The following is a 21,817-nucleotide window of genomic DNA, read 5'->3' on the forward strand; positions in this document are numbered from 1 at the left end:
GGTGCTCGGCGTCACAGACCTCGGCGCCCGTCCGCCGTCTCGAGCCCGCCCCCACCTGCTTCCGCCCGAGCTCGCCACGCAGGCGCTCCGCTCGACTTCGCAGGCACGTGGGGTGTGGATGCGGGCCCGTGCACAGCGGGCGAGAAAGGCGGCCGCGTCCCGAGTCGCCGAGCTCAGACTCGTGCCATGACAGCGATCCCAGCCCCGATGACCGACCCCATCACCACCGACGAGGACGTCCTGCGTCATGTGACCGCTCTTGTCGGACAGGCCTACCGGCGCCAGCTCTGGCTCATGTTCCTCGACGCCGACGATCACGCGCTCCCCGTGCTCATGCCGATCGAGGCCTACCCGCAACGCCCGACCCACCCGCAGCTCGAGCGGATCGCCAGCGTCATCTCCCGCATGATCGACGAGCTGCAGGCCGCGAGCGTCATGCTCACGTGGGAGAGACCCGGGCCCGGCGACTCGACTTCAGATGAGCGTCTCTGGGCTGCCGCGCTCGGCATCGTCTGCGAGGTGAGAGAACTGTCCGTGCGGGCGCAGCTCCTCGCGTCCAGGGAGGGCGTGCGCCTGTTCGAGAAGGCCGAGTACTTCGCCGTCGCCGCGTGAGCTCCGCCCGGCAAGCACGACCCGTCGCGGCACCGTCATTCCGTGGTCAGCACCACCAGCTGCTGCGTCGCCCTCGTCATCGCGACGTAGCGGTCGACGGCACCCTCGATGCCTGTTCCGAAGCGGTCAGGGTCGATGAGCACCACGAGATCGAACTCGAGGCCCTTCGCGGTCTCCGGAGTGAGCGAGCGCACCCGCCCGCGGTTGTCGTAGGCGAGGGACCGGTCGCTGCCCACCGCGGTGATGACGCACGCGATCCCGTCGAGGTGCTCGTCGAGCCACGCGTCCAGCACGCCCTGCAGGTCAGCGACACCGCCGTACACGACCGGGAGACCGCTGCTGCGCACCGAGACCGGCACGTTCGCGTCGGGAAGGGCCTCGAGGATGACGGGTGCGGCCTCGAGCATGACCTCCTCCGGCGTGCGGTAGTTGATCGTGAGCTGGGCGACCTCGACCTTCGGCAGACCGACGCGCGCCAGACGCTCCTCCCAGGTCTCTCGGAACCCGTGACGCGCCTGCGCCCGGTCGCCGACGATCGTGAAACTCCTCGACGGGCACCTCGCCAGCAGCATCGCCCACTCCGCGTCCGTCAGCTCCTGCGCCTCGTCGATCACCACGTGCGCGAACGGCCCCGCGAGCTCGTCGAAGTCGACGGGCGGCAGGGAATCCTCGTCGATGAGCGACTGCTGCGCATCCTCGACCCGCAGCATCGTGACCAGCCCCTCCCCGTCGTCATCGCCCTCGATGAGGTTGTCGACAACGTGCGACATGTTCTCCTGCTGCGACGCCAGCGCCTCAGCCCGTCGCGCCCGCTGCCGGAACTCGTTCGGGTCGCCCGTGAGGCGCCTCGCCACGTCGATGAGCGGGAGGTCCGAGACAGTCCAGGCACGAGCATCCGGGCGCTGCAGCCTGCGCACCTCATCGGCACCCAGCTCGGGAGCGCACCACTGCAGGTACGCCGGCACCGACCACAGATCGGCGATCACCGAGGCCGGATCGAGCAGCGGCCACGCCTTCGCGAACGCAACCCGCAGCCGCTCGTCGCGCATGAGCGTCGCCCGCACCGAGTGCTCCGACGCGCTCGGCGAGCGCTTGTCGACGAGCAGTCGCAGCACCTCCTCCCACACCTGCTCTCGAGCCTCGTTGTGGGTGAGCCCAGGCTCGTAGGCCACGAACGCCTCCGCCCAGTCGGCCGCGTCGAGCGTCAGCTCCTGCGAGTCCGTCGTCGTCACCGTGAACGGTGCCCGCGGCGGACGCTGGTGGTAGCGCACCGCCTTGCCCACGGCGCGCACCAGATCGAGCGACGACTTCAGGCGGGCGACGGATGCGTCGGCCTCGTCACGCGCATCCGCCCCCTCGGGCAGCAGGTCGCGCAGCGTGCACAGCTGCACGCTGTCCTCCCCGAGGCTCGGCAGCACGTTCGCCACGTAGTTCAGGTAGGGGCGGCTCGGCCCCACGAAGAGCACCCCGCCGCGGCCCTGCTTGAAGCGCGGGTCGGAGTAAAGCAGGAACGCCGTGCGGTGCAGGGCGACCACCGTCTTGCCGGTTCCCGGCCCGCCTTCCACGACCAGGGCGCCACGCGAACCCGCCCGGATGATCGCATCCTGATCGGCCTGGATCGTGCCGAGCACATCCCGCATCTCGCCAGACCGCGCGGAGCCGAGGCTCGCGATGAACGAAGACTGGTCGTCGAGCGCCACCCGCCCCGCCATCTCTTCGGGCACGAACACCTCGTCCCAGTAGTCGACGACCCGCTCCACGTTCCACCGGTACCGCCGCCGACTCGCCAGGCCAAGCGGATTCGCGTGCGTCGCCGCGAAGAACGGCTCAGCCGCCGGCACCCGCCAGTCGATCAGGAGGCGCCGCCCGTCCTCATCCGCGAGTCCGAAACGCCCCACGTAGATATCCGGAGACCCGTCCGCCGGCGTCATACGCCCAAGGCACGCGTCCACCCCGAACCGCTCGAGCCCGCGAAGCTGCCGCGACAGGCGGTGGATCTCCGTATCGCGGTCGAGCGCCTGCTGCCCCGCCCCTCCATCGGTGAGCCGAAGCTCGTCGAGCCGCGACGCCAGCTCACGCTTCTGGCGCGACAGGGCCCCGGCAATCGCCGCGAACTGGCTGGCATCCTCGCCGACGAGTTCGGGGTCCGACTTGAACGACAGGTGCGGCGGCAGGGCAAAGACTTCAGCAGGAGATGTCACGATCGCTCATTCTGGTGCCTCGACGGGGTCTTGCGGCAAGCCCCCTGGTGATCTATACCTTGGAAGAGGCAGGCGACTGCCATCTGGGCCTCCACTCGAGCAGCACCGCGATGCCGATCGCGACCGCCACGCCGATGGCCGTCTCGACGCCGCGCTCCAGCAGCAGCTGGCCCGCAGAGACATCACCCGCCGGGCGGCCCATCACCAGCACCAGTGGCGTCAGGAACAGCAACCCGATCGTGTAGTTGCGCACGATGAACAGCTCCACCCCACCCTGCAGCGCGATCACCAGCAGCACCACGACCAAGCCGCCAGGCTCGAACGCCAGCAGCACCGCTGCCACGCCAAGACCCAGCACCGTGCCCACAAGTCGATGCGTCGCCCGCAGCACCCGATGGAACCCCGTCGCCGCCGACAGACCCGCGATCGCAGACACCATCGCCCAGTACGGATGCCCGATGCCGATCAGCAGCGGGATGGCACCGGCGATGAGCGTGCCGACTGCGAACATCGTCGCCCGACCGATCGCCGACGAACGCGCCGGGCGGACCGACCGAATCGACCCCGTCACCGGCGCAAGACCCGAACGCGCCGCGTCGGCACCCGAACCCGCGGCCCCAGCGCGTGCCGGATCGGTCCCAGCGGCAGCGGCGGCGGTCCCAGCGGCAGCGGCACTCGACGGCTGCGACGTCGCGGCTGCCCCGGTGCTCGCACGCGCCCGATCCACGACGACGCCGACAGCGCCGAACGCGAGCCCGAGCAGCAGCGACCATGCCGCCGTCACGACCGCGACGCCGATGCCGACCAGCAGCACCTCGCCACCCACCGCGAGCGCCGCGATGGCGGCCAGCGCGAAGATCTGGAACATCGGCCCTGGTGGAGCCCACCGCACACGGTCGCCGAGGAGCGACATGAGGAACGCCCACACCGCCGCGGCGGGCAGCACGAGCAGAGCCCGGCCAGGCGAGAGCGCGATGACGGCGCCCACGCCGACCGACGCGAGGAGCGAACCCGCCGCGATCGACTGCATCCGGAACCGACCGAACACGCTGAGCCCACGACCGTAGACGCTCGTGAACGCCCCGAAGACGGCGAAGATCGCGAGCGGCATCGACCCCGTCGCCCACAGGAGCACCAGCGGCACCCCGATCGCCAAGGCGACCCGCAGCGCCACCCAGTGATCTCGGCGGTAGGGGCCCATCGTCGTGAGGTCACGCCAACCGGGGATCATCGAAGGACGAGGAGAAGGCATTACCCCATTGTCTCGCGCCTGTCCCACGCCACGGGCCCTTCTCCCCCGAACTCCACTCGAGATCGCCCAACCCGACCCCGAAACTTAAGATAGGCTCGCCTTACTCGAAGCCGAGTCGCGCTGGATGATCAGCACGATTCGCAGGCTTGGCCCGTCCGCCCCCGAAGCGCCCGTGCGGCCCCTGCAGCGGCCTCACATCCGTGCCCGAAACATCACCTGTGCGCGAAGCACAGCCCATCCCCGAACCGAGGATCCGCCATGCCCAAAACGCTCACCGCCCCCACCCGGCGCACCGCCGCCCGCATCCAGGGAGCCGGCCTCCTCGCCATCTCGGCGCTCCTGCTCGCCGGATGCGCCCCGGCCGACTCCGCGCCTGCCGCCGATGCGGATGCCGCGGCAGCCGCGTCCGGAACCGTCACGATCACCGACAACCACGGCGAGATCGAAGTGCCCGTGAACCCGGAGCGCGTCGTCGCCCTCGACAACACCACGTTCCAGACCCTCAGCGACTGGGGCATCGACGTCGTCGCGGCCCCCAAGCCGCTCATGGAGAGCGTCTGGCCGGACCTCGCCGGTGGCGACGAGGTGCTCGACGTCGGCCTCCACCGCGAGCCCGACCTCGAGGCCGTCATCGAGGCCGACCCCGACCTCATCATCGGCGGCTACCGCTTCCAGGACTACTACGCGGACCTCAAGGCGATCCAGCCCACCACCATCGAGATCAACGCCCGCGACGGCGAAGAGGCGACGAGTGAGCTGAAGCGCCAGATCGAGATCCTCGGCCAGATCTTCGACAAGGAAGAAGAGGCCGCAGAGACGATCGCCGCCTTCGACACGGCCATCGCCGACGCGAAGAGCGCCTACAACGGCACCGACTCGGTTGTCGGGCTCATCACCTCCGGCGGCGAGATCGCCTACGCGGCACCGGGTGAGGGCCGCGGCGTCGGCCAGCTCTTCCCCACGATCGGCCTCACCCCGGCCATCGACCAGGCCGCTGAAGACGCCTCCCACGGCGACGACATCAGCGTCGAGGCCATCGCGCAGGCCAACCCCGAGTGGATGATCGTGCTCGACCGCGACGCCGGCACCGGCGAAGAGGGCGCAACCGCAGCTGCCGACCTCATCGCGGGCGCCGAGGCACTCCAGAACGTGCCAGCCGTGCAGAAGAACCAGATCGTCTACCTCGACCCGACGTTCTACCTCGACGAGGGCATCCAGGCCTACACCGGCCTCTACGCCGACGTCGCCGCGGCGTTCGCCGGCGCCAACAGCTAGGCAGCGCACCCGCCCTGTGCCCCGCCGCTCGGAAGGCGCCCCCACGTCGTCCGGGCAGCGGGGCACAGCGCAGCAGACGCAGCGCAGCAGACGCACTACAGCACCCAGCCGCCAGCCCATGACAGCGAGCGAATGACAGCAACAGCCCCACCCCCGGCCGCATCGGCGCCGCGGATCACCCCCGCGTACCGCGTGCCGCTCCTCAACCGCCGAGGCGCCCTCCCGGTTGGCATCGCCGTGGTGCTCGGCCTCGCCGTCCTCTCCCTCTTCGTCGGCGCCTACGACATCGCGGGCAACGAGTTCGGTGGCGAGATGATCTGGATCTCCCGCGTCCCCCGCACCGTCTCCCTCGTGCTGGCCGGATGCGCCATGAGCGTCTCCGGCCTCATCCTGCAGCTGCTCACCCAGAACCGCTTCGTCGAGCCCACGACGACGGGCACCACCGAGTGGTCCGCCCTCGGCCTGCTCGTCAGCTACATCGTCGTGCCTGCCGCCGGTCTCACGACCCGCATGGTCATGGCCAGCGCCTCCGCCTTCATCGGCACCATGGTGTTCCTCGCCGTGCTGCGCCGAGTCGCCCTCCGCTCGGCCCTCATCGTGCCCCTCATCGGCATCATGCTCGGCGCCGTCGTCTCCGCCTTCACCACCTGGCTCGCCATCGAGACGAACTACCTGCAGATGCTCGGCACCTGGTTCATGGGCAGCTTCACGAGCGTCGTGCGCGGCCGCTACGAGGTGCTGTGGATCGTCGCCATCATCGTCGTCATCGCCTACTTCGTCGCCGACCGCTTCACCGTCGCCGGCCTCGGCAAGGACATCGCCACGAACTTCGGCGTCAACTACAACCTCGTCATGTTCATCGGCACCGCGCTCGTCGCCATCGCGACCGGCGTCACGACCGTCGTCGTCGGCTTCCTGCCGTTCCTCGGGCTCATCGTGCCGAACCTCGTCTCCATGGCCCGCGGCGACAACCTCAGGTCGAACCTGCCATGGGTGTGCGTGCTCGGCGTGGGCATCATCATCGTCTGCGACATCATCGGCCGCGTCATCCGCATGCCCTTCGAGCTGCCCGTCTCGATGATCCTCGGCATGGTCGGCGCCGCCGTCTTCATCACCCTCCTGCTCCGGATGCGGCGCGATGGCTGACACCGTGCCCCGCTACCCGAGATCCACAGCCCGCCGCGTCGGCGACAAGGTCAGCGACGCGTCCAAGCCCGCCAAGCCGCCCCGCCTCTGGCTGCGCTTCAGCATCCTCGGCGCCCTCGTCGTCCTCTCGGCCGTCGGCGTGCTCACCTACGACATCGCCATGGAGCCCGGCAGTCGCGGCTTCTGGCTCGCCGTCAACCTGCGAGTCGTCACGGTCGCGACCGTCATCATCGTCGCCGCCTGCCAGGCCGTCGCCACGGTGCTCTTCCACACGGCGACGGGCAACCGCATCCTGACCCCATCGATCATGGGGTTCGACGCCATCTACGTCGTCTTCCAGACCGCCCTCGTGTTCTTCCTCGGCGGCGCGGCCCTCGCCTCGACCGACGGCCTCCCCAAGGTGTTCCTGCAGAGCTTCCTCATGGTGGGCTTCGCGACCGTGCTCTACACGTGGCTCTTCTCCGGCAAGCGCGGCAACCTGCACATCATGCTGCTCATCGGCGTCGTCTTCGGCGTGGGCTTCGGCTCGCTCTCGACCTTCATGCAGCGCCTCCTCACGCCGAGCGAGTTCGACGTGCTCTCGGCGAAGCTCTTCGGCAACCTCAGCAACTCGAACCCCGAGTACCTGCCGTGGGCCGCGCTCATCATCGCGGTCGTGCTCGCCTTCATCTGGCGCACCCGCAACACCCTCGACGTGCTCGCCCTCGGGCGCGACACCGCCGTGAACCTCGGCGTCGCCTACAAGCGCAAGGTCACGGTGCTCCTCATCCTGACGGCCGTGCTCATCTCCATCTCGACGACCCTCGTCGGTCCCATGACGTTCTTCGGGTTCATCGTCGCGACCCTCGCCTACCAGCTGACCGGGTCATCGCAGCACAAGCACGTCATCCCGTTCGCGATGCTCCTCGGCATGCTCACCCTGCTCGGCGGCTACTTCGTGCTCCGCCACGTGTTCTACGCGGCCGGCACCCTCTCGATCATCATCGAGTTCGTCGGCGGCCTCTTCTTCATCTGTTACCTATTACGTAAAGGTGCGCTGTGACTCCGCTTAGCTACCTGCTCCGAAAGGGCGCCCTGTGATCTCGCTCTCGAACGTCACCAAGACCTACGGCAAGGCGACCGTGCTCGGGCCCGTGACCCTCGACATCCCCGCAGGCGGCATCACGGCCCTCGTCGGCCCGAACGGCGCCGGCAAGTCGACGCTACTGACGATCGTCGGCAGGCTGACGGATGCGAGCACCGGCACGGTCACCGTCGGCGGCCACGACGTGACGAAGGCGAAGAGCCGCGATCTCGCGAAGGTCGTCTCCATCCTCCGGCAGGAGAACCACTTCGTCACCCGCCTCACGGTGCGGGAGCTCGTCGGCTTCGGCCGCTTCCCCCACTCGCAGGGGCGGCTCACGCCGGACGACAAGCAGCACATCGACCGGGCCATCGAGTTCCTCGACCTCACGACCCTCGAGCACCGCTACCTCGACCAGCTCTCCGGCGGGCAGCGGCAGCGGGCCTACGTCGCCATGGTGCTCGCGCAGGACACCGACTACATCCTCCTCGACGAGCCCCTCAACAACCTCGACATGAAGCACGCCGTCGCCATGATGGGCCAGCTTCGCCGGGCCGCGGACGAACTCGGCAAGACGTTCGTGATCGTCATCCACGACATCAACTTCGCCGCCGCCTACGCCGACAACATCATCGCCCTCACCGACGGGCAGCTCGCGCACTCCGGCAGCCCGAAGGACCTCATGACGACCGAGACCCTCGAGCACGTCTTCGGCACCCCGATCGAGGTGCGCCACGACGGCGACTACCCGCTCGCCGTCTACTACCGCTGAGTCGCGGCCCACCCAGGCAGCACTCGACACGCAGCACCCAGCGATCCACCATCCACCTCCACGGAAGTCGACTCCCATGCACTCATCCACGACACGGAGGGCATCGGCCCTCATCGCCTCCGCCGCACTCGCCGGCCTGCTCCTCGCCGGATGCGCGACCGGCGCCGCAGAGACCCCCGCAACCGGGGACAACGAGGGCGAAGCATCCGGCACCCGCTCCGTCGAGCACGCCAGAGGCACGGCCGAGGTCCCCGCCGACCCGCAGCGCGTCGTGGTCCTCGAGCCCGTCGAGCTCGACACGGCCGTCGCCCTCGGCGTGACCCCGGTCGGTGCGGCCGTCGCCAGCAACGTCGCGGGCATCCCCGAGTACCTCGGCGTCGACGGCATCGAGCCCGTCGGGACCGTCCCGGAACCCGACCTCGAGGCCATCGCGGCGCTGAAGCCCGACCTCATCCTGGGCACCGAATCCCGCCACTCGAAGCTCTACGACCAGCTCGGAGCCATCGCGCCGACCGTGTTCATGGCCACGCAGGCCGACCCGTGGCAGGAGAACGTGCTCCTCATCGGCGAGGCGCTCGGACAGCAGGACGAGGCCCAAGAACTCCTCACCGGCTTCAACGACCGCTGCGAGGAGATCAAGAGCCAGACCGGCTCGGCGGGGAAGACCGCCAACCTCATCCGGCCGCGCGACGAGACGACGCTCAGCCTCTACGGGCCCACGTCGTTCGCTGGCGGGGCACTTGAATGCGCCGGGCTCACCATTCCCGAGCAGCAGTGGGAGGACGGACTGCAGGCCGACATCTCGCCGGAGAACATCCTCGACGCCAAGGCCGACTACGTCTTCGTGACGACGGCAGACGTCGCGGACACGTCGACCGTGCCGACCGCGATCACCCAGAACGCCACAGAGTTCCCCTCCGTCACCCTCGTCGACACGAGCTACTGGGTCTCCGGCGTCGGACCCAAGGGCGGCGCCCTGGTGCTCGACGACATCGAGCGCTTCCTCGCAGCGCAGCAGTGACGCTCGCCCACGCCGGCCACGCGCCGACGCCGCTCCGGGTGAACGGGCGAGGCCGAGTATCCCTCGGCCTAGCCGCCCTCGCGGTGCTGCTCGTGATCTCGGTCGTGCTCTCGCTCATGGTCGGCTCGAACTCGCTCCCGCCGCACGTCGTCCTCGACGTGCTGCGGGGCGGTGGCTCCTCCGAGGCCCGCTACGTCGTCGGCGAGCTGCGTGTGCCCCGCACCGTGACGGGGATCATCGTGGGCGTCGCCCTCGGAGTCGCCGGCGCGTTGATCCAGGCGTTCACCCGCAACCCGCTCGCGGACCCCGGCATCCTCGGCGTCAACGCCGGAGCCGCGTTCGCCATCGCCATCGGCGTCGCGTTCTTCGGTCTCCGCGATATCTCCTCGTTCGTGTGGCTCGGGTTCCTCGGCGCGCTCGCTGTGACCCTCGCCGTCTCCCTCATCGGCTCCGCCGGACGCGGTCCCGCCGACCCCATCCGCCTCACCCTGGCCGGCGTCGCCATCGGCGCCGTCTTCTCCGGCATGACAACGGGCATGACCCTGAGCAACCCGGATGCGTTCGACCGGATGCGCTCGTGGAACGCTGGCTCGCTCCTCGGCAGGGGCTTCGACGTCCTCCTGCCGGTCCTCCCCTTCATCGTCCTCGCGCTGATCGGCGCGCTGCTGCTCGCCCCCGGGCTCAACGCGCTTGCGCTCGGCGAGGACGTCGCTCGCGCGCAGGGAGCGAACGTCGGCGCCATCCGCGTGGGCGTGATCGTCGCGGTCACGGTGCTCGCTGGGGTCGCGACGGCTCTGGCCGGGCCGATCGCCTTCGTCGGCCTCATGGTGCCGCACGTCGCGAGGTGGGTGTTCGGCGTCGACCAGCGCGTGATCCTCACGATCTCGGTTGTGCTCGCCCCGGTCATCGTGCTCCTCTCGGATGTGCTGGGTCGAGTCCTCATCGCGCCAGCCGAGATCCCCGTCGGCATCGTCACCGCGTTCGTGGGCGCACCCCTGCTCATCGCCCTCGCACGCCAGCGCAAGGCGAGCACCCTCTCGTGAGCACCACCCGCATCCCGAACCGCGTCGACGTCGGTTACCGGCAGCTGCTCCTCACGGCCGGGCCCCTCGCGATGCCCCTCCGCGTGCGGACCCTGATCGTCAGCGTGATCGCGGCCGCCGCCATCCTGATACTCGGCATCCTCGCCCTCGGCCTCGGCACCTACCCGCTGACCCCGAACGCCGTCGTGCGCGCCCTGCTCGGCGGCGGGGACGCCCTCGACCGCACGGTCGTCTTCGAATGGCGCCTGGCCAGGGTCGTGGCGGCCATCGTGCTCGGCGGATTCCTCGCGACCGCCGGAGCCCTCTTCCAGACCGTCACCAGGAACCCACTCGCGAGCCCCGACATCCTCGGCCTCTCCAACGGCGCCTTCACCGGGATGCTCGTGAGCGTCGTCGCCTTCTCAGCGTCCTGGCCGCTCATGACCGCGGGCGCCGTCCTCGGCGGACTTGTCACGGCCCTCCTCATCTGGGGGCTCGCGCGCGGGGGCGGCGCGCAGGGCTTCCGCCTCATCGTGATCGGCATCGGAATCTCTGCCATGCTCGCGTCCCTGAACACATGGATGCTGCTCGAGGTCGAACTCGAGACCGCAATGTTCGCCTCCGCATGGGGAGCTGGCACCCTCAACGGGGTGACAGCTCCGCCGCTCGTCGGCGCGATCGCGTGCGGCATCCCGCTCCTCGCGCTCCTCCTGCTGACGGCTCCCCAGCTGCGCCAGCTCGATCTCGGCGACGACATGGCGGCCGCGACGGGAACTCGGCCGCAGCTCGTGCGCGCCGTCGTCCTGCTCGCGGCGGTCGGCCTCGTGTCGATCTCCACCGCCGTCATCGGCCCCGTCGTCTTCGTCGCCCTCGCCGCCCCGCAGATCGCCCGCCGGATCGCGCGGACACCGTACCTCTCCCTTCCACTCTCGGCCCTCGTCGGAGCCCTGCTCCTCCTCGGCTCCGACCTGGTCGCGCAGCACGTGCTTCCCGTCACGCTGCCCGTGGGCGTCGTCACAGTGTCCGTCGGCGGCCTCTACCTCATCGTCACCATCGTTCAGGAGATCCGCCGCCGTGCTTAGACACCCCGCCCCCGCTCCCGGCAGCCGAGACGGGCGTCCACAGCCCGACGCCGTCATCCCGGCTCGGGGCGCGCCACGCCTCGAAGCGGTGGAGGTCACCTTGGGCTACGACGGCGCGCCCATCATCAAGCGGCTCAGCGCAGAGATCCCCGACGGATCCTTCACCGTCATCATCGGCCCGAACGCGTGCGGCAAGTCGACCCTGCTACGGGGCCTCTCGCGGCTCCTCACCCCTGAAGCCGGCCGGGTGGTGCTCGACGGCAAGGCCATCACGAGCATGCGTGCGAAGGACGTCGCCCGCCGCCTCGGCCTCCTGCCGCAGTCGGCGCTCGCCCCGGATGGCATCACCGTCGCCGACCTCGTCGGGCGCGGCAGGTTCGCCCACCAGCGCCTACTCCGCCAATGGTCGCCAGCCGACGAGCGTGCCGTCCGCGACGCGCTCGACGCGACGGGCACCCTGCCGCTCGCGGCGCGACGCGTCGACGAGCTCTCCGGCGGCCAGCGGCAGCGCGTCTGGGTTGCCATGGTCCTCGCGCAGCAGACCGACCTCCTCCTCCTCGACGAGCCGACGACGTTCCTCGACATCGCCCACCAGGTGGAGCTCATGGAGCTCTTCGCGCACCTCAACCGCAGCGGCCGCACCATCGTGGCCGTGCTCCACGACCTCAACCACGCCGCGCGCTACGCCGACCACATCATCGCGATGCGCGACGGCCGCATCCTCGCGTCGGGAACGCCACGCGAGGTGGTGACGAGCGAGCGGGTCGAGGAGATCTACGGCCTGCCGAACGTCGTCATCGACGACCCCATCACGGGCGGGCCGCTCGTGGTGCCGCGCGGGGTGCCGTTCTCCCGAGCAGGGAGCAACGCCGAAACGACCGGCGTGCCAGCCTAGGAGCGCGCGAGACCGTCGAGCCAGGCGCCGACGACCTCGCGGGCGGCGGCCGTCAGACGAGGCGCGAGCTCGAGCGCATCCGCCCTGATGTTCCGCGGGTCGAGCTCGTGCATCGCCAGCTCGTAGGCGTTCGCGATGAGCCACGTCTCGACCATCTGCGGGTCGACCTCGAGGTGGAACTGCAGGCCGAGCAGGTTCGGGCCCGCGGCGAACGCCTGGTTCGGGAAGCCCGGGGTCTCGGCCAGCCGCGCGGCGCCGGCGGGAATCTCGAACTGGTCGCCGTGCCAGTGCAGCACCGGCACGTCGCGCAGCCCCTCGAGCACCGAGCCCGCTCCGTCTTCCGTGAGCGTCAGCGGCGAGAAGCCGATCTCGACCCTGCCCGTCGGCGCAACGTCTGCGCCCATGGCTGCCGCCATGAGCTGGGCTCCGAGGCACACACCGAGCGTCGGGCGATCGGCCTCGACCCGAGCTCTCACCGCCGCGATCTCGGGCGCGAGGAACGGGTAGCGCTCCGCATCCCCCACCCCGATCGGTCCGCCGAGCACCACGACGAGGTCGGCCGCGAGCAGCTCGTCCGCGGTGATCTCGTCCTGCCCGGCTTCCAGGTAGCGGATGCCGTACCCGCGCGCGGTGAGCACCTCACGGAGCAGGCCGAGGTCCTCGAAGACCACGTGGCGGACGACGAGGGCGGTGAGCGACACGGCGGGCTCCTTCAAGGGGGCGGGTTGGGACGTCAGATGCGTGGCGATTGGATCGGCGCAGAACGTCGGATGCGGTCTTCGGATCAGATCGTCGGCTCAGGCGCGATGCGCGCGTAGGCCGCGAGCACGGTGCGCTCGGACCTCACGAGGTACTCGTCGAGCGCCTGGGCGGCGCCCTCGGTGTCGCCCGCGGTGTGGAGCGCGAGCACTCGCTGGTTGAGCTCGATGTACGGGGCGTGCAGGTACTCGAGGTCCTCGAGGAACCCGAAGGCGAGCCGGAGCTCGGCGGAGACGTTCGCGTAGACGCGGTCGAGCCGCTCGCTGTCCGCGAGCGCGACGATCGCCGTGTGGAACTCCATGTTCGCGGTGCCGACGGCGGCCCAGTCGCCGGCCTCGCGACCCTGGAGCGCGCGCTCGACGGCTTCTCGCATCCGCGTGCCTGCCGGGTGCCGACCGGGGGCCGCGCGCAACGCCTGCACCTCGATCATGCGTCGCACCCGGTAGATGTCGAGGATGGATGCGAGCGAGGGGACGGCGACGAAGACGCCGGCATTGGGGCGGCGGGTGAGCAGTCGCTCCGCCGTGAGCATGCGGAACGCCTCGCGAAGGGTGTTGCGCGAGACCTCGAGCCGCTCCGTCATGGCGCTCTCCGAGAGGCGCTGGCCGGGGACGATCTCGCCCGCGACGATCATCTGGCGGAGGCTCGAGGCCGCCCGCTCGGCCCTGTCGAGGGTCTCGTCGGCTGCGTTCACGCTTCGAACTCTACCGGCGGGCGTTTGCGGCGGCGCCGTCGATCGAATTCCGGAAACAACCCCGATACATCTTGTAACAAGACATTTACGCGTCTATCGTTGAACAATCTGTTGCTCAGCGTTGAACAACCGTAGGGTTGCCGCAATCACTCGCTGCTCCCCTACCGAACTGGAACGAGTCATGTCCTCTACACCTCCTCCCGCATCATCGGCCTCACCCGCCGGCAGCTCCGCCGCAGCCGACGAGGCGAGCACCCCCGAGAAGCTCAAGCAGTACGCGAGAGCCCGCCGCACCTCCCTGGTTGGCGCCCTCTTCCTCATGGCCACCTCGGCCATCGGCCCCGGCTTCATCACGCAGACGGCGACCTTCACCCAGCAGCTCGGCGCGGCGTTCGCCTTCGGCATCCTCATCTCGGTCCTCATCGACCTCGCCGTTCAGCTCAACATCTGGCGCATGATCACGCTCTCCGGGAAGCGCGCGAGCGCCCTCGCGAACGACGCTCTGCCGGGCAGCGGTTACGTCCTCGCCGTGCTCATCGTCGTCGGCGGCCTCGTCTTCAACATCGGGAACATCGGCGGCGCCGGGCTCGGCCTCAACGTGCTCCTCGGCCTCGACGTGAAGATCGGCGCAGTCATCAGCGCCGCGATCGCCATCGCGATCTTCCTCATCAAGCGCGCAGGCATCGTCATGGACCGCGTCGTCATCGTCGCGGGCGTCGCCATGATCCTCCTGACCGTCATCGTCGCGATCGTTGCCCAGCCGCCTATCGGCGACGCGCTGCGCCAGACGATCCTCCCCGACACCATCAACTTCGCCACCATCACGACCATCGTCGGTGGCACCGTCGGCGGCTACATCGTCTACTCGGGCGCGCACAAGCTCCTCGACTCCGGCAACGCCGGCCCCGAGCACATCAAGGAAGTCAACCGCGCGGCCGTGACCGGCATCCTCATCACGGGCGTCATGCGCTACGTGTTGTTTCTCGCCATCCTCGGCGTCGTCGCGAGCGGCGTCGTGCTCGACACGACCCTCAACCCCGCGGCCGACGCCTTCCAGGCAGCGGCCGGTGAGGCTGGCTTCCGCATCTTCGGCGCCATCTTCTGGCTCGCCGCCCTCACGAGCATCATCGGCGCCGCCTACACCTCGGTCTCGTTCCTCCCCGTGTTCTCGAAGCGCATCGCCGGCCGCGCCGCCGACTTCTGGACCGTGGGCTTCATCGTCTTCTCGCTCGCCGTCTACCTGTCCATCGGCACCCCGCCAGCCACCCTGCTCGTCTTCGTCGGCGGCTTCAACGGCCTCATCCTGCCCATCGGCCTCACGCTGTTCATGTACATCGGCTGGTTCCGCCCGTCGAAGCTGGGCGGTGCGAAGTACCCGAAGTGGCTGCTGATCATCGGCACGCTCGCGACGGTCATCACCTGGTACATGGCGGTCAACGCGGTCGGACCGATCTTCGACCTCCTCAACACCTGATCCGCATCCCCGAGCGAAAGGCTGACCACATGAACGCACGTGCCATCGACCTCAACAGCGACCTCGGCGAGGGCTTCGGCCGCTGGACCCTCGGCGACGACCAGGAGATGCTCGGCATCGTCACGAGCGCCAACGTCGCCTGCGGCTTCCACGCCGGCGACCCGCGCGCCATCCGCTCCACCGTCAGGGGCGCGGCGGATGCGGGGGCCGCGATCGGCGCGCACGTCGGTTACCGCGATCTGGCCGGCTTCGGGCGCCGCAACATCGACGTCGCCTCCGACGACCTCGTCGCCGACGTGATCTACCAGATCGGCGCGCTCCAGGCCCTCGCGGCCGCCGAGGGGACCAGCGTCAGCTACGTGAAGCCGCACGGCGCCCTCTACAACACGATCGTGCACGACGAGCGTCAGGCCGCCGACGTCGTCGAGGCCGTGCGCCTCGTCGACCCGAGCCTCGTGCTCCTCGGCCTGCCTGGCTCGGCCGTGCTGCGGCTCGCGACCGAGGCGGGCCTGGCCACCGCGATCGAGGCGTTCGCCGACCGCGCGTACACCCCGCAGGGCACCCTCGTCTCCCGCCGGGAGCCGGGTGCCGTGCTGCACGACGTCGACGAGGTCGCGAAGCGCATGGTGCGCCTCGCGACGGAAGGCCTCCTCGAGGCCATCGACGGCAGCACGCTCGAGCTGCGCGCCGACTCGATCTGCGTGCACGGCGACAGCCCCGGAGCCACCGACATGGCCAGGCAGGTGCGGCACGCGCTCACCGAGGCCGGCGTCGAGCTGCGCCCCTTCACGCCAGCAGCGGCGGCGACAGCGGCCACCACGTCCGCGACCGCGAGGAGCTGAGCCCACCCCATGAGAGTCCTCACCGCCCGCGACGACGCGGTCCTCATCGAGTGCGACAGCCTCGACGAGACGATCGCGCTCTTCGACGCCATGACCGCCCTGCGCATCCCCGGCGTCGGCGAGATGGTGCCGGGTGCCCGCACCCTGCTCGTCCCGTTCCGGCCTGCACGGGTCACCGCCGACGAGATCGAAGCCGCCGCCCGGGCGGCCGACCTCAGCGGCGTGCGTGCGGGAGAACCGCGGCGTCTCGAGATCCCGACGCGATACGACGGTGAGGACCTCGCGGAGGTCGCCGACCTCCTCGGCATCTCCGCCGACGAAGTCGTGCGCCGCCACACGAACTCGACCTTCACGGTCGGGTTCGTGGGCTTCGCGCCCGGCTTCGCCTACCTGACGGGCGACGACCCCGTGCTCGACGTGCCACGCCGGTCGACCCCGCGCACCCGCATCCCCGCAGGCTCGGTCGCCCTCGCCGGCACCTACAGCGGCGTCTACCCCCGCGAGAGCCCCGGCGGCTGGCAGCTCATCGGCACCACGGAGGTCCCCATGTGGGATCTCGACCGCGACCCTGCCGCCTTCATGGCGCCGGGCGACATCGTCACGTTCAGCGTCGACGCCGCGACCGAGCGGCCGCGCGCGACCGTGAGCGCTGTCCACGCCGAGGCGCCTCGAGAGGCCGAACCCGCGCACCCCGCGGGCGACGATGACCGTGCCTCAGCCCTCGAGGTGGTCTCCCCCGGCCTGCAGACGCTGTTCCAGGACCTCGGGCGCGACGGCTACGCCAGCATGGGCGTCTCGGCCTCCGGGGCACTGGACGCGCCCGCCCACCGGCACGCGAACCGCCTCGTCGGCAACAGCCCGGGCGGCCCCACCCTGGAGATCGCCTACGGCGGCCTGCGCCTGCGGGCACACGGCCCGCAGGTGGTGGCCGTCGCCGGCGCCGAGGTCGAGCTGACCGTGAACGGCGTCCTCCCTCGCACCGTGCCGTTCGGCGCGGCCTTCGCCCTCGACGACGGCGACGAGCTGCAGCTCGGCTCCCCCACGTTCGGCGTCCGCAGCTACCTCGCGGTGCGCGGCGGATTCGACGCACCGCCCGTGCTCGAGAGCCTCGCGACCGATCTCCTCGCGGGGCTCGGCCCCGACGCACTCACCGCGGGCGACGTCCTTGGCGTCCGCGAGCCCGCGGCGCCCCTCGCCCCGGCGATCTCCGTCGCCGACGCGGCGCAGCGGGACCTGCCTGCCGCGGGCGGCGACAGCGTCGAGCTGCGCATCGTGCTCGGACCGCGCGACGACTGGTTCTCCGCCGAGGAGATCACCCGCTTCACGAGCCAGGAGTGGCAGGTGACGCCGCAGTCGAACCGCGTCGGCGTGCGCCTCGAGGGCGACGCCCTCACTCGCGCGAAGGGCGGAGAGCTGCCGAGCGAGGGCTGCGTCAGCGGGGCCCTGCAGATGCCGCCCAGCGGGCAGCCCGTGCTCTTCCTCGCCGACCATCCCCTCACGGGCGGCTACCCCGTGCTCGGCGCCGTCATCACCGACGACCTGCCCCTCGCTGGCCAGCTGCCCGTCGGCGCCACCGTGCGATTCCGCATCGTCGAACCGCGCATCCACCAGCCACGCACCCAGACCCCACTCACCCAGACCCCAGGAGAACTCCGATGACCCGCATCAGCAAGGTCCTCATCGCGAACCGCGGTGAGATCGCAGGGCGCGTCGCCCGCGCCTGCGCCGACTACGGGGTCGTCTCCGTCGCCGTCTACTCCGACTCCGACGCCGACGCCCTGCACGTGCGCCTCGCCGACGAGGCCGTGCCGCTCGAGGGCGAGACGTCGAAGGAGACCTACCTCGACGCCGACAAGCTCCTCGCCGCAGCCAAGGCGACGGGCGCCGACGCCGTGCACCCCGGCTACGGCTTCCTCTCCGAGAACGCCGACTTCGCGCGGGCCGTCGAATCCGCTGGCCTCGTGTGGATCGGGCCGCCGCCAGCGGCCATCGAGCTCCTCGGCGACAAGATCTCTGCCCGCCGCCTGGCCGAGCGCGTCGGTGCGCCTCTCGTCGCCGGCACGAGCGGCCCCGTCGGCTCCCCCGCGGAGGCGAGCGCCTTCGCCGAGGAGCACGGCCTCCCCATCGCGATCAAGGCCGCGTTCGGCGGTGGCGGCCGCGGCCTCCGCGTCGCGCGCCGACTCGACGAGGTCGAGGAGCTCTTCGCGGCAGCAGGTCGCGAGGCCGTCGCCGCGTTCGGTCGCGGCGAGTGCTTCGTCGAGCAGTTCCTCGAGTCGCCTCGCCACATCGAAGCGCAGGTGATCGCCGACGAGCACGGCAACGTGGTGGTCGTCGGCACGCGCGACTGCTCGCTGCAGCGCCGCAACCAGAAGCTCGTCGAGGAGGCCCCCGCGCCGTTCCTGACCCCCGAGCAGCGGGAGCGCATCCACACCGCAGCCCGTGACATCTGCGCCGAGGCCGGCTACCGCAGCGCCGGCACGGTCGAGTTCCTCCTCGACGCGAACGGCATCATCTCCTTCCTCGAGGTCAACACGCGCCTGCAGGTCGAGCACCCCGTGACCGAGGAGACCGCGGGCGTCGACCTCGTGGTGCAGCAGCTGCGCATCGCCGACGGGCTCGCGCTCGAGGCGGCCGAGTTCGAGCCCCGCGGGCACGCGTTCGAGTTCCGCATCAACGCCGAGGACCCGGCGCGCGGCTTCCTGCCAGGGCCGGGCACCATCTCGCTGTTCCGCGCGCCGTCGGGTCCAGGCGTGCGCATCGACACCGGCGTCGAGACCGGCTCCGTGGTCTCCGGGCAGTTCGACTCGATGCTCGCGAAGCTCATCGTCACCGGGGCCACCCGTGAGGAGGCGCTCCGCCGCGCTCGCCGCGCGCTGGCCGAGTTCGAGGTCGAGGGCGTGCCGACCGTGCTGCCCTTCCACCGCGCGGTGCTCGACGACCCAGATTTCATCGGCGGCGAAGGCCCCGACGGTGAGCCGGGCTTCGGCGTGCACACGCAATGGATCGAGACGACCTTCGCCGAGCGCCTCCCGGAGCAGTCGCTCTCGGTCCAGCCGACGGACCCGTCGGTCGTGTCGACCTGGATCGAGCTCGACGGGCGACGCGTCGCCATGCGGCTCCCCGCGACGCTCTTCGCCGCGGGCGGCTCGGCTGCCGGAGTTTCGCCCGCCGGCGCGGCAGGTTCGGCGTCTTCTGCAGGGGCAGCGGATGCTGGCAGCGGGTCCGGCTCGTCGGTCGCGGCCCCCATGGCGGGCACGCTCCTGCGCTGGCTCGTCGATGACGGTGCAGAGGTCGAGGCGGGCACCGCGGTGGCCGTGGTCGAGGCCATGAAGATGGAGACGCCCGTGCAGGTGAAGGCCGCCGGCACCCTGCGCCACCGGGCCGAGGCGGGCAGCCCAATCGCGGCCGGTGAGGTGCTCGCGGAGGTCGCTCAGGCGAGCTGAGCTCCGAGCCGCCGCGCCCCGCGCTGGCTAGGTGCCACCCGGAGCCGATTGTCGGTGGGTGCGGGCAGACTGGTTCGCATGACAGAACCAGCTGCCCGCGCCCACCATTCGATCGACTACCTCGAGTTCGGCGTCACCGACCTCGCCGTGGCCAAGCAGTTCTACGGCGACGCCTTCGGGTGGACCTTCAACGACTACGGCCCCGGCCCCAACTACGTGGGCATCCGTCGACCGGGTGGCGAGGAGACCGACGAGGTGGGCGGCTTCCGCCTCGACCCGCAGGTCACTCCGGGAGGTGCCCTGGTGCTCCTCTACTCCGACGACCTCGAGGCGAGCATCACCCAGGTGCGTTCGGCGGGTGGGGAGATCGTCAGCGGACCGTACGAGTTCCCGGGCGGCCGGCGCTTCCACTTCACCGACCCGGCGGGCAACGAGCTCGGCGTCTGGTCGAGCTCCTAGCGCGTTCCGGTCGAGCCTCCGGCGGGTCTTGGTCCAGCCCGCGCGAGCTCGCTACACAGCTGCCGCCTGCGCGGCGATGCTGGCTCGCACCTCGTCGAGCACCGCCATGATGGCGACCGATTCGTCGAGCGGCATGCGCGGGCTCTCGAGTTCTCCGGCGTGCAGGCAGCGCTCGACCTCGAGCGCCTGGAACTGCATGCCCCGGCCGACGTGCTGGGGCTTGTCGAAGCGCAGCAGCTCACGCTGCGGCCTGCCGCCGTCGTAGACCGTGAACGAGGTCGACGCGTAGAAGACGGCATCGATGTCAATCCACCCGTCGGACCCGACGATGGCTGCACGGTTCGAGCCCGGCGCGTCCATGCGCGTGAGCGTCGCCGAGCTGCGGCCTGCGCCGTGCCGCATCAGCACGGAAGCGGAGAGGTCGACACCGAGCTCGGACGCCTCGCCGTCGACGAGGATCGTCGTGGCGGGCCCGAGCAGCTGTGAGGCCATCGAGATGCCGTACACGCCGAGATCGGCCATCACCCCGCCGCCGAGCGAGGGGTCGCCGTGCCGGCTCGTCGGAGACACGTCGAGGTTCTGGAAGTGCGAGCTCGTGAAGCTCACGAGCTCACCGATCGCCCCGCGCTCCAGCACGTCGCCGATCGCGTCCGCCGTCGGCAGGAAGCGGGTCCACATGGCCTCCATCGCGAAGACGCCCTTGGCGCGGGCGGCCGCGACGACGCGCTCCGCCTCGGCGGCGGTGCTCGTGAAGGACTTCTCGACGAGCACGTGCTTGCCTGCTTCGATTGCGAGCAGCGCCTGCTCGGCATGCCGTGTCTGCGGCGTCGCGATGTAGACCACATCCACGTGCGGGTCGGCGACGAGGTCCTCGTAGCTGCTGTGGGAGGCGGGGATGGAGAACTCGGCGGCGAACTCGGCCGCCTTCGACGCATCCCGCGATCCGACAGCCGCGACCTCGAGCCCCTGGGCCAGCAGGTCGGACACGAAGGTCTCCGCGATGTTGCCTGCCCCGAGAACTCCCCATCGAACGCGTTGTGTCGTCACGGGAAAAACTCTAGCGACGCGACTGACGAATCCGCCACAGCTTGAGCCGCGATGCCAGCCGCGAGAGTCGTGCGTGACGCTCTCCTGCTGGCCTCCGACCTAGCCGCAAGTGATCTAGCATTTCCTACGGTTCGCGGGGAGCGAATCAACCGCACGCCGTCAGGAGAACCCCATGCGCCAGCTCATCGTCACCGCCTTCGTCTCTGCCGACGGGGTTATGGAGGCCCCCGGAGGTGAAGAGGGCTACCGCAACTCAGGGTGGACCTGGCAGGACATCGAGTTCGATCCGGCCGCCTACACGATCAAGGGCACCGAGCAGCTCGAAGCCGGCGCGCTGCTTCTCGGCCGCACGAGCTACGAGGCCTTCGCGCCGGTCTGGCCCGGCATGACCGAGGAGTTCCCGAAGTACAACACCATGCCCCGCTACGTCGTCTCGACGACGCTCGAGACCGACGACCCGCGGTGGCCCGCCACTGTCCTGCGCTCCATCGACGACGTCGCCGCCCTCAAGGACGGCGACGGCGACCCGATCATCGTGCACGGAAGCGCCGAGCTCGGCCAGGCGCTCGCCGACGCCGGACTCGTCGACCGCTACAACCTGCTCGTCTTCCCGCTGCTCCTCGGTGCAGGCAAGCGGCTCTTCAGCGAGACCGACAAGGCCACCCAGCACCTCAAGCTCGTCGAGCACGAGGTCTACTCGAACGGCATCCAGAAGCAGGTCTTCGACGTCATCCGCTAGGGCAGGCGGATGCGGGGAC

At 70.3% G+C, this 21,817-nt stretch carries 20 protein-coding genes; 15 read left to right on the forward strand and 5 right to left on the reverse strand.

Annotation, left to right across the window (positions count from 1 at the left end; all coding sequences use genetic code 11):
- Positions 1-186 precede the first annotated feature (186 nt).
- Positions 187-612 carry a hypothetical protein gene (locus ACQFZP_RS05815; RefSeq protein ID WP_104311742.1) on the forward strand — a complete coding sequence of 142 codons (426 nt, stop codon included), beginning with the start codon at positions 187-189 and terminating at the stop codon, positions 610-612.
- 35 nt (positions 613-647) lie between these two features.
- Here ACQFZP_RS05815 and helR read toward each other — a convergent pair whose 3' ends face one another.
- Both helR and ACQFZP_RS05825 read right to left on the reverse strand, forming a co-directional pair.
- The gene (gene helR / locus ACQFZP_RS05820; RefSeq protein WP_307852753.1) at positions 648-2,813 is read right to left on the reverse strand and encodes an RNA polymerase recycling motor ATPase HelR; all 2,166 of its coding nucleotides are present in this window, start codon (positions 2,811-2,813) and stop codon (positions 648-650) included.
- A gap of 52 nt (positions 2,814-2,865) precedes the next feature.
- Positions 2,866-4,065, reverse strand: coding sequence for an FUSC family protein (locus ACQFZP_RS05825; RefSeq protein WP_211890589.1), 1,200 nt, complete (start codon positions 4,063-4,065; stop codon positions 2,866-2,868).
- A 258-nt stretch (positions 4,066-4,323) separates the two neighbouring features.
- Between ACQFZP_RS05825 and ACQFZP_RS05830 the strand changes: the two genes are divergently transcribed.
- The 8 genes from ACQFZP_RS05830 (at position 4,324) to ACQFZP_RS05865 (ending at position 12,341) form a co-directional block, all read left to right on the forward strand.
- Positions 4,324-5,340: a siderophore ABC transporter substrate-binding protein gene (locus ACQFZP_RS05830; RefSeq protein ID WP_211890590.1), complete on the forward strand. Its 1,017-nt coding sequence runs from the start codon at positions 4,324-4,326 to the stop codon at positions 5,338-5,340.
- A gap of 132 nt (positions 5,341-5,472) precedes the next feature.
- Positions 5,473-6,486 carry an ABC transporter permease gene (locus tag ACQFZP_RS05835; RefSeq protein ID WP_211890591.1) on the forward strand — a complete coding sequence of 338 codons (1,014 nt, stop codon included), beginning with the start codon at positions 5,473-5,475 and terminating at the stop codon, positions 6,484-6,486.
- Positions 6,479-7,528, forward strand: a complete 1,050-nt coding sequence (locus ACQFZP_RS05840; protein ID WP_211890592.1) for an iron chelate uptake ABC transporter family permease subunit — start codon at positions 6,479-6,481, stop codon at positions 7,526-7,528. Before ACQFZP_RS05835 ends, ACQFZP_RS05840 begins: the two co-directional genes overlap by 8 nt.
- Before the next feature lie 34 nt (positions 7,529-7,562).
- Complete coding sequence (locus ACQFZP_RS05845; protein ID WP_211890593.1) at positions 7,563-8,321, forward strand: ABC transporter ATP-binding protein; 759 nt, start codon at positions 7,563-7,565, stop codon at positions 8,319-8,321.
- A 76-nt stretch (positions 8,322-8,397) separates the two neighbouring features.
- Positions 8,398-9,342 (forward strand): ABC transporter substrate-binding protein, encoded by a 945-nt coding sequence (locus ACQFZP_RS05850; protein WP_211890594.1) that lies wholly within the window; start codon positions 8,398-8,400, stop codon positions 9,340-9,342.
- Entirely contained in the window at positions 9,339-10,385 is a 1,047-nt protein-coding gene (locus tag ACQFZP_RS05855; protein WP_307852754.1) for a FecCD family ABC transporter permease, read from the forward strand. Before ACQFZP_RS05850 ends, ACQFZP_RS05855 begins: the two co-directional genes overlap by 4 nt.
- On the forward strand, positions 10,382-11,446 hold the full coding sequence (locus ACQFZP_RS05860) for a FecCD family ABC transporter permease (RefSeq protein WP_307852755.1): 1,065 nt from the start codon (positions 10,382-10,384) through the stop codon (positions 11,444-11,446). The genes ACQFZP_RS05855 and ACQFZP_RS05860 overlap by 4 nt, the downstream gene beginning before the upstream one ends.
- 55 nt (positions 11,447-11,501) lie before the next feature.
- Positions 11,502-12,341, forward strand: coding sequence for an ABC transporter ATP-binding protein (locus tag ACQFZP_RS05865; RefSeq protein WP_211890774.1), 840 nt, complete (start codon positions 11,502-11,504; stop codon positions 12,339-12,341).
- Here the strand turns inward: ACQFZP_RS05865 and ACQFZP_RS05870 are convergent.
- Both ACQFZP_RS05870 and ACQFZP_RS05875 read right to left on the reverse strand, forming a co-directional pair.
- Positions 12,338-13,042, reverse strand: a complete 705-nt coding sequence (locus ACQFZP_RS05870; RefSeq protein WP_307852756.1) for a glutamine amidotransferase — start codon at positions 13,040-13,042, stop codon at positions 12,338-12,340. The two genes, ACQFZP_RS05865 and ACQFZP_RS05870, sit on opposite strands and share 4 nt — an antisense overlap.
- 83 nt (positions 13,043-13,125) lie before the next feature.
- Complete coding sequence (locus ACQFZP_RS05875) at positions 13,126-13,794, reverse strand: GntR family transcriptional regulator (protein WP_104311734.1); 669 nt, start codon at positions 13,792-13,794, stop codon at positions 13,126-13,128.
- Positions 13,795-13,975: 181 nt separating this feature from the next.
- On the opposite strand from ACQFZP_RS05875, the gene ACQFZP_RS05880 reads away from it, so the two are divergent.
- From ACQFZP_RS05880 to ACQFZP_RS05900, 5 genes are all read left to right on the forward strand, one after another.
- On the forward strand, positions 13,976-15,268 hold the full coding sequence (locus ACQFZP_RS05880; protein ID WP_211890596.1) for an NRAMP family divalent metal transporter: 1,293 nt from the start codon (positions 13,976-13,978) through the stop codon (positions 15,266-15,268).
- A 29-nt stretch (positions 15,269-15,297) separates the two neighbouring features.
- The gene (locus ACQFZP_RS05885) at positions 15,298-16,110 is read left to right on the forward strand and encodes a LamB/YcsF family protein (protein WP_211890597.1); all 813 of its coding nucleotides are present in this window, start codon (positions 15,298-15,300) and stop codon (positions 16,108-16,110) included.
- Positions 16,111-16,119: 9 nt separating this feature from the next.
- Positions 16,120-17,769 carry a 5-oxoprolinase/urea amidolyase family protein gene (locus ACQFZP_RS05890; RefSeq protein ID WP_211890598.1) on the forward strand — a complete coding sequence of 550 codons (1,650 nt, stop codon included), beginning with the start codon at positions 16,120-16,122 and terminating at the stop codon, positions 17,767-17,769.
- The gene (locus tag ACQFZP_RS05895) at positions 17,766-19,553 is read left to right on the forward strand and encodes an acetyl/propionyl/methylcrotonyl-CoA carboxylase subunit alpha (RefSeq protein ID WP_249312042.1); all 1,788 of its coding nucleotides are present in this window, start codon (positions 17,766-17,768) and stop codon (positions 19,551-19,553) included. The genes ACQFZP_RS05890 and ACQFZP_RS05895 overlap by 4 nt, the downstream gene beginning before the upstream one ends.
- A 78-nt stretch (positions 19,554-19,631) precedes the next feature.
- The gene (locus ACQFZP_RS05900; protein ID WP_211890599.1) at positions 19,632-20,012 is read left to right on the forward strand and encodes a VOC family protein; all 381 of its coding nucleotides are present in this window, start codon (positions 19,632-19,634) and stop codon (positions 20,010-20,012) included.
- A gap of 51 nt (positions 20,013-20,063) precedes the next feature.
- Here the strand turns inward: ACQFZP_RS05900 and ACQFZP_RS05905 are convergent, their stop codons facing one another.
- Entirely contained in the window at positions 20,064-21,059 is a 996-nt protein-coding gene (locus ACQFZP_RS05905) for a Gfo/Idh/MocA family protein (protein ID WP_211890600.1), read from the reverse strand.
- A gap of 172 nt (positions 21,060-21,231) precedes the next feature.
- Here ACQFZP_RS05905 and ACQFZP_RS05910 point away from each other — a divergent pair, with 172 nt between their 5' ends.
- Entirely contained in the window at positions 21,232-21,798 is a 567-nt protein-coding gene (locus ACQFZP_RS05910; protein WP_211890601.1) for a dihydrofolate reductase family protein, read from the forward strand.
- Positions 21,799-21,817: the final 19 nt, after the last annotated feature.

Origin of the sequence: Pseudoclavibacter sp. Marseille-Q434 (genome assembly GCF_050315415.1) — a bacterium.
In the GTDB taxonomy this organism is placed as follows: domain Bacteria; phylum Actinomycetota; class Actinomycetes; order Actinomycetales; family Microbacteriaceae; genus Pseudoclavibacter.

What these genes read in the sequence shown, in the direction of transcription:
- ACQFZP_RS05815 (WP_104311742.1), top strand. Translation starts at nt 187, where the DNA reads ATGACAGCGATCCCAGCCCCGATGACCGACCCCATCACCACCGACGAG.
- ACQFZP_RS05825 (WP_211890589.1), bottom strand. Translation starts at nt 4,065, where the DNA reads ATGCCTTCTCCTCGTCCTTCGATGATCCCCGGTTGGCGTGACCTCACG.
- ACQFZP_RS05830 (WP_211890590.1), top strand. Translation starts at nt 4,324, where the DNA reads ATGCCCAAAACGCTCACCGCCCCCACCCGGCGCACCGCCGCCCGCATC.
- ACQFZP_RS05835 (WP_211890591.1), top strand. Translation starts at nt 5,473, where the DNA reads ATGACAGCAACAGCCCCACCCCCGGCCGCATCGGCGCCGCGGATCACC.
- ACQFZP_RS05840 (WP_211890592.1), top strand. Translation starts at nt 6,479, where the DNA reads ATGGCTGACACCGTGCCCCGCTACCCGAGATCCACAGCCCGCCGCGTC.
- ACQFZP_RS05850 (WP_211890594.1), top strand. Translation starts at nt 8,398, where the DNA reads ATGCACTCATCCACGACACGGAGGGCATCGGCCCTCATCGCCTCCGCC.
- ACQFZP_RS05880 (WP_211890596.1), top strand. Translation starts at nt 13,976, where the DNA reads ATGTCCTCTACACCTCCTCCCGCATCATCGGCCTCACCCGCCGGCAGC.
- ACQFZP_RS05885 (WP_211890597.1), top strand. Translation starts at nt 15,298, where the DNA reads ATGAACGCACGTGCCATCGACCTCAACAGCGACCTCGGCGAGGGCTTC.
- ACQFZP_RS05890 (WP_211890598.1), top strand. Translation starts at nt 16,120, where the DNA reads ATGAGAGTCCTCACCGCCCGCGACGACGCGGTCCTCATCGAGTGCGAC.
- ACQFZP_RS05895 (WP_249312042.1), top strand. Translation starts at nt 17,766, where the DNA reads ATGACCCGCATCAGCAAGGTCCTCATCGCGAACCGCGGTGAGATCGCA.
- ACQFZP_RS05900 (WP_211890599.1), top strand. Translation starts at nt 19,632, where the DNA reads ATGACAGAACCAGCTGCCCGCGCCCACCATTCGATCGACTACCTCGAG.
- ACQFZP_RS05910 (WP_211890601.1), top strand. Translation starts at nt 21,232, where the DNA reads ATGCGCCAGCTCATCGTCACCGCCTTCGTCTCTGCCGACGGGGTTATG.